The following is a 13795-nucleotide window of genomic DNA, read 5'->3' as shown; positions in this document are numbered from 1 at the left end:
GAGACACCCATGTTCCCCCGTACCCTGAATCGTTGGGCCTCGCGTGCTGTCGCGGGCGCGGCCCTCGCGCTCGCCTCGCTGTCCGGCACCGCCGCGCAAGCCTTCACCGAGGAGCACGTCATCATCCTGATTGACCGCAGCGGCTCCATGATGACGACGCGCGCCTCCGGACAGACGCGCTTCGCGGACGCGCTCGTGCGCGGTCGCGACTTCGTCCAGATGCCCAATGCCCTCCCCCGCCTGTACGCCATCTGGAGCTTCGAGGGCGCCAGCTACCGCCGGGAGCAGGGGTTCGAGGATGGCGCGAAGACGGTGGCGACCCTCGGCCGGCTGACCTCGGGGGTGGGAGCCACGCCCCTGGCGCTCGCCGTCTGTGATGCCGCCGACGAGCTGCTCCAGTTCGCCCCCGGCATCGACGCGCGCAAGGTCGTCCACCTCATCTCCGACGGCGAGGAGAACAGCACGCCGGAGGACACGCTCTGCTACGGCCCTCCGAGCATCACTCGCTACCCCAACCTGACGGAGGGCTCGTGGGAGTGGAAGATTCGCAACATGCTCAAGACGGGTGACCCGCTGCGCGACAGCCCCAATCCCTTCCAGCTCGTCTTCGACGCGGATGTCTTCTTCAACCACCTCACGCTGGCGCCCGCCGCCGCCGCGCCGCCCGAGCCGGCCTTCCACGCGCTGCTCAAGGGACTGAGCCAGGCCTCCGGGGGCACCTTCACCCCCATCGAGGACACGCGGCCCATTCCAGTGCCGGGCGACACCAACCAGGACGGCTGCGTCAACTCCACCGACTACTACCTCGTCCTGGCCAACTATGGCCTGTCCGTCCCGCCCGCCGCCCCCGCCGCGGACCTCAACGGCGACCGGGCGGTGAACTTCACGGACTACAGCATCGTCCTGGGGAATCTGGGGCGGGGCTGCAACACCGGGCCTCAGCCCTTCGTGCCCGTCCACGAAGTCCGGGAGTAGGCCTCCACGCTCCGGCCCAGCGGGTGCTCTCGCTGGGCCGGAGCGGGACGACGGATGCGGCCGTTACTCGCGGACCGGCTGCGGCAGGGCACACCGCCCACCCAGGCCCCAGTTGGCGACGACCACCGTGTAGTCGCTGTAGTCGACCAGGCCGTCACCGTTGACGTCCGCCAGGCGATTTCCCGGCGGCACCGTCAGACCGAAGTTCGCCATGACCAGGTCGTAGTCCGTGATGTTGACGCAACCATCCTGATTGGTGTCGCCGAACACAGGCGCCGGGGCGTTGTCCAGCGCGAGCGAGAATCGCCCACCCGTGGCCGACGACAGCCCTCCCAGGTACCTCACCGCGGGCCCCTCGACAGGCAATGCGACAGGCGACCACGTCGGCTCGCCCTTCTCCGACCATTCATAGGCACCTGAGTGCGAGCCATTGAAGTCAGTGATGTAGGTGGTGAAGAAGTCGATGTCGGCGATGACCTGGATGAACGTAGGGACGGGATTGGGATTCGTGGCATCTCCCGTCCGGAGCTTGTTGAGGACCTTCCACTGCCACGAGCCGGGGTCGAGGTTGGGGTAGCCCCCCACGCTCTCTCCCCCTTGGCACTGCGTCCCGACCGGCGAGCTGTTCTCCAATCCGTCAGAGCTCAGACGGAGCTTCTTTCGTCCAAGAACCGTCGTGCGGTAGGACTTGAGCTCATCCACGGCGGCGCACGCGGAGAAGGCCAGGGGCGTCACACCTTGGCCAACACCCAGGGAGTTCAAGGTATTGAGCGTCGTCGTGGCCGACGTCGAGAACGCCTGATGCCGGATGTACGAAGTCCCCTCGAAACTCCACACCGCGATATGCCGCGGCAGCGTGCTCACCGTCTCCACATAATCCCGGGCCCTCTTGAGAGCCGCCTGAAAACGAGTCTCTCCATTGAGCCGCGGGGCCACCATCGACCCACTGCGGTCGATGAGGATGATGACGTGCTCCTCGGTATACGGGGGCGCCGGCTGAGCGCTGGCCACCCGCGGCACAGCCATCAAGCAGACTCCCAGGGACAAGGCTAGACGCACCATCGAGGTGTATGTTTTCACGAGTCCATCCTCACGGAATTGAAACGTCGTTTGAACGGCGGTCGCCAGGTCGACGGCTTCCGGGCGGGACACCCAGAACATCAGACACAAAAGCGTCCGCGATTCTTATGCCACAGGACTACGAGACGAAGAATAGCGGGAAACACATACAAGCCAGGGCAACATTCCTGCTCCGCCACAATCCAGTCACGGCCTCCGGAAACCCCGGGCTCTTCAGAAAACAAACCGGACGTGACATGAAAGCGCGCAACCACCCCTCCTGACGCGGCTGCTGGCCGCCCCGAGAACCTCACATGACGAGGAACACGATGCTTCAACGCCTGCTGTTGATGCTTGGGTTGTCGTTGGTGCTGCACTCCGAATCCGCGCGGGCGCAGTTCACCGAGCGGCACATCATCATCCTCATCGAGCGAAGTGGCTCCATGGCGGTGGTCGGCGCCGATGGATTGACGCGATTCCAGCGGGCCATCATTCAAGCCCAGAACCGTGTGGAGATAGGAGGCCCACTGCCACAGCACTACGCTGTCTGGTCATTCGAGGGCACGAGCTACATCCAGCACCAGGCCTTCACCTCCAGCGCCGCGAGCACGATCGCGACGTTGTCGTCCCTGCAGGTGGGCCAAGGAGGCACGCCTCTCGCCCATGCCGTCTGCGCGGCCGTGGACGGTCTCGTCTCGTATCGACCGAGCACCTTGGCCATCAAGAACATCCTGTTGTTCACCGGCGGCGCGGAGAACAGCACCCCGAGCTCGAGCCAATGCGCGGGCCCCTGGAGCACGGGGACCTACCCGCAGCTCACCGTCGGCTCCTGGCAGTGGAAGATGATCAACAAGCTCCGGACCGGGAGCGCCCTGAATCCCAACGTCCCACCTCCAGGCCTCACCCTCATCCACAACGCCCAGGAGGTCATCTCCAGCGCCTTGGGGTCCGGCATCATCATCCCCTGACCCGGCCCACGACTTGTCGACAGGACTGGCCTCCGGAGGTCGGCTCCGGGGAGAATGCGCGCCCGCCGGCCTGGCAGGCTGGCGACACTCGGGGGCACGAGCGCATGAGCCAGGAGCGCGTCATCTTCGGCAACACGGTGGACAGCCTCTACCTGAAGACGCTCGACAGGGACTTGCCCTACGAGCTGCGCAACCAGCTCCGGGAGCTGGGCATGGACCTGGATGCCCCGCTCCAGGCCGCCTACCCCCATACCGTGTGGGTGAGGTGCCTGGACGAGGTGGGCCGTGCCCTCTACCCGGAGAAGCCCCTGGAAGAGGCCCGCAGGCGGCTCGCCCGGCGGATGATTGAAGGCTACGCACAGACGGTCATGGGCTCGGCGGTGCTCACGCTGGCGCGCGTGCTCGGCCCCATGCGCTCGCTGGGCCGGATGACGCACAACTTCCGCAGCGGCAACAACTTCACCCAGACGCGCGTCAACGTGGTGAACCCCACCACCGCGGAGCTGTGGTTCAACGAGCCGGAAGTCACGGAAGGGTTCGTGGAGGGCGTGCTGGAGGAGGGCCTGCACCGCATCGGTGTCCGGGGCCTCACCATTTCCCGCACCCGTCACGACGCGGAGTCCTGTACCTATCGCATCGAGTGGTACGACCCCTCCGCGCGCTGAAAACCCCACCTCAGAGAGCCCCCGAGCCCCAAACCCATGACTCGCCTCCTCGACAGCCTCCCCGAGCTCTACCGCGACCTCCTGCCGGACTTCTTCCGCCAGGACGTCCCCGAGGAGACCAAGGCCACGTGCTCCAAGTGCGCCATGTGCAAGGAGAACGCGGAGGGCGCCGTCGACTCCGTGGACGGCGTCAGCCGCTTCTTCCGCCCCGACACCAAGTGCTGCACCTACTTCCCGCGCCTGCCCAACTACCTGGTCGGAGCGCTCCTGTCGGATGACCGCCCGGAGCTGGCCGAGGGCCGCCGTCGCATGGAGGCGCGCATCGCCGGCCGCATCGGCGTGACGCCGCAGTGGGTGAAGCCCCCGGCGAAGTTCCACTTCCTCTACAAGAACGGGCACCAGTTCTTCGGCCGGGCCGCGTCGCTGCGCTGCCCCTACTACGGCGAAGAGAGCGGCGGCTGCACCATCTGGCCGTACCGCGAGGCCGTCTGCTCCACCTTCTTCTGCAAGTACGTCGCGGGCGCCGACGGCCGCAAGTTCTGGATGTCCCTCAAGACGTACCTGACGCTGACGGAAATCCAGCTGTCGCGCTGGACGTCGCTTCAACTGCTGCCCGACTACGTCCTGTCCGGCAAGGACCGCCCCGAGCTGAACCCCGTCCCGCTGGGCGTGGAGGACCTGGACGACGCGCCGCCTCCCGCGAAGGCCTACGCTGAGCTCTGGAAGGAGCACGTGGGCCGCGAGGCGGAGTACTTCCGCGCCTGCTACCAGTTGGTGCGCGGGCTGACGGCGGAGGGGCTCGACAAGCTGCTGGGCCTGGACGGCGTCATCGAGCTGAAGGCGGTGGAGAAGCTCTTCTCGACGTCCATCTCACCCCAGCTGCCGCGCACGCTGCGCTTCAACCCGGACGCCACCGTGCAGTGGCTGCCCGACGGCAGCGTGGCCCTGGGCGCGTACAGCGACTTCGACGCGATTGCCCTGCCCGGTGAAGCCTACGGCCTGCTGGTGGAGTTCACCGGCCGGCAGCCCGTGGAGGCCGTGCGCCACCACCTGCGCGAGAACAAGCAGGCGGACCTGTCCGAGGACATCCTGGTGGAGCTGTACCGGCACCGCATCCTCGTGGAGGCCTGAGGACCTCTTCCCCTCCTACGGAGGACCCGACAGCGCGCCCAGCTCCTGGAGCAGCCGGCTGGAGGCATGCGCCTCGCGCCAAGCGGGCACGGACGCGGAGAGGTGCTCGGCCAGCCACGCGCAGAAGCCGGGGTCTCCCGCGCCCAGCCACTCGGCGGACTCGGACAGCTCCGCCTGCGCGGCCTCCCAGGCGCGGCGGTACGCGCTCGCCGCGGCCATCACCTGCGTCACCGAGTGCGTGAAGGCATCCAGCGCGGCCCGCAGCTCCAGCGCGGCGCCAGGCTCCATGCCTCGCGACTCCCGCAACCGCCCCAGGTGCAGGAGCAGCCCGTGCTCCAGCGCGGCCGTCGTCCCCAGCCGGGCCTGCGCGCCGCGCAGCAGCAGTTGCAAGTCCCCATTCAGCTCGCGCAGCAGCTCCTCCGTGGAGCGCGCCACCGGCCGCCCCAGCCGGGTGCAGACGGCCTGCCACAGGTTGCTGAACGCGAGCAGTTCGCTCACGCCCCGGCGCACGTGGGGAGGAATGCGGTCCAGGAACTCCAGCGCGGCACCGCGCGCCTCGGCGGACAGCGCCCCGGGCCCCTTGGCCAGTTGGAGCAGCTTCCACGCCCAGGGCAGGGCCTGCTCGGTGCAGCGGAAGAGCGCCTCGCAGCTCGCGCTCAGCGCGCCCGCATGGCTGTTCTCCTTCAGCGCGGGGGACGCCACGGGCATCTGCTCGTGCTCCGATTCTCCTGGCTCTGGCACCACGATCCGCTCGTCTCCGCGCCGCGCTTCACCGGAGACCTCGTCGCGTTCCGAAGAGCTGTCGTCCAGCCACATGCATCTCCTCCAGCCTCGTCGGCGGACCCCTGGTTATCGCACGCCGCACCTTCAACCTCCAGGCCCCATCCGTCCGCCGTGAAACCCCCGACGTCCGACCCCTCCCTGGCGTTCTATATCTTCGGAAGAAAGGCGTGCCGGCTGTGACGCGGTCAACGCCCGACGATTCACCTGGCCCGAGCGCATTCCTGGAAGTTGAGAGTGCCACCAGGGGCGGCCCGAAGCCGCGCTGAACGCGGCCCGGGCCCCGGCGTTTCCCACCTGTCACGTCACCTCAGTGGAGGGTGTGCTTCAGGTGACTGAGCTTCTTGTGGGTGCTCTTCTGCGCGGGCAACAGCTCCATGCGCACGAAGCGTCGCAAGTCGCCGTTGACCTTCTCCGCGTCTCGCTCGTAGTCGCGCAGGCCGTGGTCCTCGCCTTCCTCCAGCGCGGAGATGGCGGCGCTCTCCCCCAGCACGTCCGCGCCTCCCTGGACGACCTTCGCGAAGGCGCCCCAGACACCGGAGCCCTCCGCCGGTTTGCCGTGGAGCTTTTCGATTCGCTCGCGCAGCTTCTCCACGCGCCCCTCGTGGTCCAGCCGGCACTCCTCCAGCGTGCGACGTCGCACGTCGTCCTCGATGTGCCCCATCGCCTGCCGGTAGGTCTCCACCGCGGAAATCTCGCCCCGGAGGAAGGAATTGAGCGTGTCGACGTCCTTGTCGGTTTGCGCCATGAAGGCCTCCTGGAAGTGGTGAACGGGTTGCTGAGCAAGAAGGTGCGGCGTGCCCGCCCGCTCGCAACGAGGGCCCCCTCCCCCGCCACCTCCCCTGGGCCACACCCTCCGTCCGTGTTTCAGCAGGTATCAGCGCGACTGTCCGGGTAGTCTGTTTGCAAGAATGCGTCAGGGCTGTGAAGCTGATCCAGGAGTGCCCCAGTTCCTGTGCCGTGCCCCTGGCCAGTGGGAAGCTCGCCAGCCAACCCAGCTCGCATCGTCACGCCGAATGACCGCCCCGTCGCCTGCTTCGCCGTCGCGCCCGCTTTTCACCTTCGGCCTCGTGTGGCTGGGGCAGTTCATCTCCCTGTTCGGTTCGGGGCTGACGTCGTTCGCGTTGGGCGCGCACGTCTACCAGCTCACCGGCTCCACCACGCGCTTCGTGCTCATCTCCTTCTGCGCCACGCTGCCGTTGGCGGTGCTGTCCCCGTTCGCCGGGGTGCTGGTGGACCGGTGGGACCGCAGGAAGGCGATGTTGTGGAGCGACGTGGGCTCCGGCGTCACCACCGCGCTCATCTGGCTGCTGCTGGTGGCGGACGACACGGGGCGGCTGGAGTTCAAGGCCTGGTACCTGTACCCCATCGTCCTGTTGGGCGGCTGTTGCACGGCGTTCCGCTGGCCCGCGTGGACGGCCACGACGCCGCTGCTCATCCCCAAGCGGCACCTGGGGCGGGCCAGCGGCATGGCGGAGCTGGGCGCGGCGCTGAGTCAGATTGCGTCGCCCGTCTTCGCTGGCGTGCTGGTGGGGAGCATTGGCCTGCACGGTGTGCTCTTCCTGGACGTGCTCAGCTTCCTGTTCGCCGCGGGCGTGCTGGTGGCCGTGCGCTTCCCGCCGACGCCGGGGGCTTCCGCGCGGAGCACGGGGCCGCGCTCCATGAGCCGGGAGCTGGCGGAGGGGTGGCGCTTCCTCCGGGAGCGGCGGGGCCTGTCGTACATCCTGGCCTTCACCACGTTCACCAACGCGAGCCTCGCGCTGGTGCTCCTGCTCTTCACGCCGCTGGTGCTGGCCTTCACGGACTTGAAGAACCTGGGCCTCATCGGCTCCATCTCCGGCATGGGCATGCTGGCCGGCGGCATCCTCACCAGCGTGTGGGGCGGCCCCAAGCACCGCATCCTCGGCATCGCGGGCTTCCCGGCCGTGGCCTCGCTCATGCTGCTGTTGGCCGCGCTGCCGCCCAGCGTGCCGTTGCTCGCCACGGCGGCGGCGCTGTTCCTGTTCTCCATGCCGCTCACCACGGCCAACTCGCAAGTCTTGTGGCAGCTCAAGGTGCCGCTGGAAATCCAGGGCCGGGTGTCCGCGCTGCGCAAGACGGTGGGGCAGTCCGCGGTGCTGCTCGTCACGCTGATGGCGGGTCCGCTGGCGGACCGGGTCTTCGAGCCGTGGATGGCGCCAGGCGGCGCATTCGCCGGCAGCGTGGGCCGCGTGCTGGGCACGGGCACCGGGCGTGGCATCGCCTTTCTTTTCGTCGTCCTGGGGCTCACGGTGCTGTGCGCCGTCGGCCTGCTTCTGCTGTCTCCTCGCGCGCGGCGCGTCCAGGAAGAACATCCGGACGTGATTCCCTCCCATCCGCTCGCCATTCCTCTTTCCTCTGAACCGCCACCGGCAGGCGCCGTGTCCGAGAGTCCGCTCTCGGCGACGGGAAACTCTCCGTCCTGAGCACGCAGCGCCCCGGCCCCGCGCAATGAACTGACTGGAGTACCTCGTGAGCACGCGCAACGACTCCCCGACGTCCGTCGGCCCCGTCACCCCATCCGAGGCGAGCCTGTCCGCCTCGCCGCTCTTGCCCCTGCGCAAGGGGAACGACACGACGAGCCCGCTCTACCTGGTCCATCCGGTGGATGGCCGCCTGGACTGCTACGCGGAGCTGCTCCGCCAGACGCCCGCGTCCCAGCCCGTGTTCGGAATCCAGGCGCGCGGCGTGGACGACGGGCGCGCGCCCATGGAGTCGCTGGAGGCGATGGCCGTCTTCTACGTCGAGGCCCTCCGCGCCGAGCGCTCCGAGGGGCCGTATCACCTGGCGGGCTGGGCACTGGGCGCGGTCATCGCGTGGGAGATGGCGCGCCTGCTCCAGCGCGATGGCCATGTCGCGAAGCTCACGCTGCTCGAGCCGCCGCCCCCGTCGCCCGACCGGAGCGTCTCCGCCACGGCCCTGGCCGCGCACGCCGCGCTCTTCGCGAAGGAGCTGGCGCTGCGGGCGGGCCTGTCCCCGCTGGAGCTGCCCGCCGCGCTCACCACGGGCAAGGACCCCGAGCCCCTCCTGCTGCACCTGCACGCGGAGGGCACGCGCCAGGGCCTGCTGCCCGAGTCCATGACGCTGGAGGTGCTGCGCGCGCGCTTCAAGGTCTTCTCCGCGCACGTGCGCGCCGCGCGTCGCTACGTCCCCGAGGCGTTTCCCGGCACCGCGCGCATCGTCCGCGCCGCCGAGGTCATCGACGCCGCCGACGTGGAGAAGGACAAGGGCTGGGCGGTGCTCGCGGAAGCAGGCGCCCAGGTCGAGGACGTGCCCGGAGACGGGTATTCGCTGTTGCGCGAGCCGCACGCGAAGGAGCTGGCGACGCGACTCTTCGAGTCCGCGCAGTCCCTCACCGGCCCCATCCTCACGGGGCATGGCGACGGTGCTCCGCTGTCGTACGCACAGCAGCGGCTCTGGTTCCTGGACCAGCTCCAGCCCGGCAGTCCCGCGTACAACATGTTCTACGGCCTGCGCTTCACCGGCCCACTGGAACACTCGCTCCTGGAGCGCGCCTTCACGGAGCTGGCGCGGCGCCACCAGACGCTGCGCACCCGCTTCCGCTCGCTGCAGGACGGCCCCGTCCAGGCCATCTCCCCGCCCGCGCCCTTCACCATTCCCGTCGAGGACCTGCGCGCCGTGCCCGCGGAGGCCCGCGACGCGGAGGCGCAGCGAATCGCCGACGCGGAGGCGCGCACGCCGTTCGACCTGGCCACGGGGCCGCTCTTGCGCGCGCGGCTCCTGAAGCTCGACGAGCACGAGCACGTGCTGCTCATCGTCATCCACCACGTCATCTCCGACGGCTGGTCCATCGGCGTCATCACGCAGGAGGTCCCCGCCCTCTATCAGTCCTTCGCGATGGGCCGGCCCTCGCCGCTCCCCGAGCTGCCCGTGCAGTACGCGGACTTCGCCGTCTGGCAGCGCGGCTGGCTGACGGGCGACGTGCTGGAGTCACAGCTCGCGTACTGGAGGACCCAGCTCGCCGACGCGCCGCATGCGCTGGAGCTGCCCACCGACAGGCCCCGGCCTCCCATCCAGTCGCAGCGCGGGGACATGCTGCGCGTGGAGCTTCCCGCCTCGCTCGCCACCCGCGTCTACGAGCTGTGCCGCCAGGAGGGCGTCACGCCCTTCATGGTGCTGCTGGCCGGCTACCAGACGCTGCTCGCGCGCTACTCCGGGCAGGACGACATCATCGTCGGCTCGCCCATCGCCAACCGGATGCGGTCGGACCTGGAAGGGCTCATCGGCTTCTTCGCCAACACGCTGGCGCTGCGGGCCCGGTTCCATCCGGGGATGACGTTCCGCGAGCTGCTGTCCCAGGTGCGCGAGACGACGCTGGGGGCCTATGCGCACCAGGACGTCCCCTTCGAGAAGCTGGTGGACGAGCTGCGCCCCGAGCGAGACCAGAGTCGCACGCCCCTGTTCCAGGTGATGCTGGCCCTGCTCAACACGCCGAAGTCCGTGGGGGCCGAAGACCCCGACGCGCCGCTCAAGGTCCGCCCGCTGGACGCCATCAGCGGCACCGCCAAGTTCGACCTCACGCTGCTGGCGTCCGATGACGGCACCGCGTTCAACGCGGTGTTCGAGTACAACACCGACCTCTTCGACACCGCGACAGTCCAACGGATGGCGGACCAGTTCGTGCGGCTGCTGCAGTCCGCCGTCAGCGACCCGAGCCAGCCCGTCTGGCGCCTGCCGATGCTGGAGGAGCCCGAGCGTCGCCAGGTCCTCGTCGACTGGAACGACACGTCCCGCGAGCCCTTCGGTCCCACCACGCTTCACGCGCCCGTGGAGGCCCAGGCGCTCCGCACGCCCGACGCCGTGGCTGTCACCGATGGCACCCACGCCCTCACGTACGCGGCGCTGGAGGCGCGGGCCAATCAGCTCGCGCACCACTTGCTCGCGCGCGGGGTGACACCGGGGTGCATCGTCGGCATCTGCCTGGACAAGTCGCTCGACATGGCCGTCGCCGTCCTCGCCACGCTCAAGGCGGGAGCCAGCTACGTCGCGCTCGACCCCAGCTACCCCACGGAGCGCCTGGCGTTCATGCTCGCGGACACGCGCGCGCCCGTGGTCCTCACCCACTCCCAGCTCGCGGCGTCACTGCCCTCCGAGCACGGGGCGCGCTTCCTCCTGGTGGACGTCGACGCGGCCCACGTGGCCGGCCTGTCCCCGCGCGCGCCAGGTCTCGAAGTGTCGGCGGAGAGCCCCGCCTACGTCATCTACACGTCCGGGAGCACGGGGGTGCCCAAGGGCATCGTCATGCCCCACCGCGCGCTGAGCGCGCTGCTCACCTGGCAGCTCCAGCGCTCGCCCCAGCCGCGTGCCACCACGCTGCAGTTCGCATCGCTCAGCTTCGACGTCTCCGTCCAGGAGCTCTTCTCCACCTGGTGGGCCGGAGGCACGCTCGTGCTCCCCACCGGGGGACTGCGCCAGGACATTCCGGCGCTGCTCGACTTCATGCAGCAGCAGCGCGTCGCGCGGCTCTTCCTGCCCTTCGTCGCGCTCCAGGCCATCGCCGACGCCGTCTCCCACGGCGCCACGCTGCCCGGCTCCCTGCGCGAGGTCATCACCGCGGGTGAGCAGCTCCAGGTGAGCGACACGGTCGCCGCGTTCTTCGAGAAGCTCTCGGGCAGCGTCCTGGAGAACCAGTACGGCCCTTCCGAGGCGCACGTCGTCTCCGCCCACCGACTCCAGGGGGCTCCCGCATCCTGGCCCCGGCTGCCGTCCATCGGCGGGCCGGTGGGCCACACGCGGCTCTATGTCCTGGATGCGCTCGGCCATCCCGTGCCCATCGGCGTCTCGGGAGAGCTGTTCATCGGCGGCACCCACCTGGCGCACGGCTACCTGTCGCAGCCGGACGTCACCGCGAAGGCGTTCGTTCCGGACCCGTTCTCGACGGTGCCGGGCGCGCGGCTCTATCGCACCGGGGACGCGGCGCGGTGGCGCGCGGACGGCACGCTCGACTTCCTGGGACGGATGGACTCCCAGGTGAAGCTGCGCGGTTTCCGGGTGGAGCTGGGTGAAGTCGAGTCCGTGCTCCGCTCCGCCCCGGGGCTGAGTGACGCCGCCGCCATCGTTCGCGAGGATGTGCCGGGCGACAAACGCCTGGTGGGCTACGTCGTCCTCTCACCCGACGCCACGCTCGACGCCGAGGCCCTGCGCGCCTTCGTGCTCCAGCGCCTGCCCGAGTACATGGTGCCGTCCGCGTTCGTGGCGCTGCCCGCGCTGCCCCTCACGCCCAGCGGCAAGCTCGCGCGCAAGCGCCTTCCCGCGCCTGACGCACAGAGCCTGCGTGGCGCCGCCGCCTTCGCCGCGCCCCGCACTCCGCTGGAGGAGAAGCTCGCCGCGCTCTTCGCCGACGTCCTGCACGTGCCGCGCGTGAGCGTCACCGACAACTTCTTCGCGCTCGGGGGGCATTCGCTGCTCGCCACCCAGGTCGTGTCGCGCGTGAGGTCCGCGCTCGGCGTGGAGCTGCCGCTGCGCACCGTCTTCGCTTCGCCCACGGTGGCGGCCCTGGCGGCGAGCATCGACACCACGTTGATGACGTCGCGGAACCGGCAGCCGCCCGCGCTGGTTCCGGTGCCTCGCACGGGACCGCTGCCGCTGTCCTTCGCGCAGCAGCGCCTCTGGTTCCTCGACCAGCTCCAGCCCGGCGGGGCGACGTACAACATGCCCTCCTTCGTCCGGCTGGACGGGGAGCTCCACCTGTCCGCGCTCCAGCGGGCCTTCGACGAGCTGGTGCGCCGCCACGAGGCCCTGCGCACCACGTTCCTCCAGCAGAACGACGAGCCCTTCCAGGTCATCGCCCCGCACGCGGAGGTGCCGGTGACGCTGGTGAAGGTCCAGGGACAGACGCCGGAGGCGACTCGCGCGGAGGTGGAGCGACTGCTGGGCGAGGAGTACATGCGCCCGTTCAACCTCTCCACCGGCCCGCTCGTTCGCGCCGTTCTGGTGGAGACGTCCCCCACCGAGCACGTGCTCGCGCTCAACATGCACCACATCGTCTCCGACGGTTGGTCCATGGGGGTGCTCACCCAGGAGGTCGCCACCCTCTACGCGGCCTTCGCGATGGGGGCACCGTCGCCGCTTCCGCCCCTGTCCCTCCAGTACGCCGACTACGCCGTCTGGCAGCGCGACTGGCTGAAGGGCGACGTGCTGGAGCAGCAGCTCGCCTGGTGGCGCGGCCGACTGTCCGGAGTCGCCACGCTGGACCTGCCGCTCGACAAACCTCGGCCCGCGACGCAGACCTTCGCTGGCGCCCAGGTGCCCATCAACTTGAGGCCGGAGGTGTCCAAGCGGCTCAAGACGCTGTGCCAGCGCGAGGGAACCACGCCCTTCATGGCGCTGCTCGCCGCGTGGCAGTTGCTCCTGTCCCGCCACACCGGACAGGACGACATCGCCGTCGGCTCGCCCATCGCCGGCCGCCAGCGCGCGGAGCTGGAAGGGCTCATCGGCTTCTTCGTCAACACGCTCGTCTTCCGGGCGCGCATCGACACGGGCGCGACGTTCCTGCAGCTCCTGCGACAGGTGAAGGAGAACGCCCTGGGCGCCTATGCGCACCAGGACGTCCCGTTCGAGCGGTTGGTTGAAGACCTCCAGATTCGCCGGGACATGAGCCGCAGCCCGCTGTTCCAGGTCCTCTTCGCGCTCCAGAACACCCCCGGCTCGGCCCTCCAGACCGCACCCGATTCGGCTCCCCAGAAGCAGGAGCTGTCACTCAGCCCGGTGGAGGTGGAAGGCACCGTCATCAAGTTCGAGCTGGAGCTGAACTTCGCGGACGGGGGAGCGGACGGACTCTTCGGCGCGCTGACGTACAACACGGACCTGTTCGAGCGTGCCTCCATCGAGCGCATGGCGCGGCACTTCGAGCTGCTCGTCGAAGCCGTCGTCACTCGGCCCGATGCCACGCTCACGTCCCACTCCATGCTGTCCGCCGAGGAGCGGCAAAGCGTCCTCACGGACTGGGCCATCGCTCCCGCGCTCGTCTCGCCCGACTCCACCCTTCCCGCCGTCTTCGCCGACGTCGTCGCTCGCGCTCCTGACTCCGTCGCCATCCTCTTCGGTGACGACTCCCTCACCTACCGCCAGCTCGACGAGCGCTCCAATCAGCTCGCCTGGCACCTGCGCTCCCTCGGCGCCACCACCGACTCCCGCGTCGCCATCGCCGTCGACCGCTCCGTCGAGCTCATCGTCGCC

At 69.4% G+C, this 13795-nt stretch carries 9 protein-coding genes; 6 read left to right on the top strand and 3 right to left on the bottom strand.

Annotated features, from left to right (window positions below; genetic code table 11):
- Nucleotides 1–9: 9 nt before the first annotated feature.
- Nucleotides 10–975 carry a dockerin type I domain-containing protein gene (locus G4D83_RS27635; protein ID WP_163867847.1) on the top strand — a complete coding sequence of 322 codons (966 nt, stop codon included), beginning with the start codon at nucleotides 10–12 and terminating at the stop codon, nucleotides 973–975.
- A 63-nt stretch (nucleotides 976–1038) separates the two neighbouring features.
- Here the strand turns inward: G4D83_RS27635 and G4D83_RS27630 are convergent, their stop codons facing one another.
- A complete protein-coding gene (locus tag G4D83_RS27630) occupies nucleotides 1039–2001 on the bottom strand; it encodes a dockerin type I domain-containing protein (protein ID WP_240356653.1) in 963 nt (320 codons plus the stop codon).
- A 347-nt stretch (nucleotides 2002–2348) separates the two neighbouring features.
- Between G4D83_RS27630 and G4D83_RS27625 the strand changes: the two genes are divergently transcribed.
- The 3 genes from G4D83_RS27625 (at nucleotide 2349) to G4D83_RS27615 (ending at nucleotide 4798) form a co-directional block, all read left to right on the top strand.
- On the top strand, nucleotides 2349–3002 hold the full coding sequence (locus G4D83_RS27625) for a vWA domain-containing protein (protein ID WP_163867846.1): 654 nt from the start codon (nucleotides 2349–2351) through the stop codon (nucleotides 3000–3002).
- A gap of 104 nt (nucleotides 3003–3106) precedes the next feature.
- Nucleotides 3107–3667 (top strand): DUF2378 family protein, encoded by a 561-nt coding sequence (locus G4D83_RS27620; RefSeq protein ID WP_163867845.1) that lies wholly within the window; start codon nucleotides 3107–3109, stop codon nucleotides 3665–3667.
- Between the two features lie 36 nt (nucleotides 3668–3703).
- The gene (locus G4D83_RS27615) at nucleotides 3704–4798 is read left to right on the top strand and encodes a hypothetical protein (RefSeq protein ID WP_163867844.1); all 1095 of its coding nucleotides are present in this window, start codon (nucleotides 3704–3706) and stop codon (nucleotides 4796–4798) included.
- Between the two features lie 15 nt (nucleotides 4799–4813).
- On the opposite strand, the gene G4D83_RS27610 is transcribed toward G4D83_RS27615, so the two are convergent.
- Entirely contained in the window at nucleotides 4814–5614 is an 801-nt protein-coding gene (locus G4D83_RS27610) for a hypothetical protein (protein ID WP_163867843.1), read from the bottom strand.
- A 274-nt stretch (nucleotides 5615–5888) separates the two neighbouring features.
- Nucleotides 5889–6326 carry a DUF2383 domain-containing protein gene (locus G4D83_RS27605; RefSeq protein WP_163867842.1) on the bottom strand — a complete coding sequence of 146 codons (438 nt, stop codon included), beginning with the start codon at nucleotides 6324–6326 and terminating at the stop codon, nucleotides 5889–5891.
- 268 nt (nucleotides 6327–6594) lie between these two features.
- Here G4D83_RS27605 and G4D83_RS27600 point away from each other — a divergent pair, with 268 nt between their 5' ends.
- Both G4D83_RS27600 and G4D83_RS27595 read left to right on the top strand, forming a co-directional pair.
- Nucleotides 6595–8022 (top strand): MFS transporter, encoded by a 1428-nt coding sequence (locus G4D83_RS27600; RefSeq protein ID WP_163867841.1) that lies wholly within the window; start codon nucleotides 6595–6597, stop codon nucleotides 8020–8022.
- A gap of 46 nt (nucleotides 8023–8068) precedes the next feature.
- The coding region (locus G4D83_RS27595; protein ID WP_163867840.1) for a non-ribosomal peptide synthetase at nucleotides 8069–13795 on the top strand (5727 nt) is incomplete at its 3' end.

The sequence above is a fragment of the Myxococcus eversor genome (assembly GCF_010894455.1).
GTDB lineage: Bacteria > Myxococcota > Myxococcia > Myxococcales > Myxococcaceae > Myxococcus > Myxococcus eversor.
This window is presented reverse-complemented; position numbering and strand designations above follow the sequence as displayed.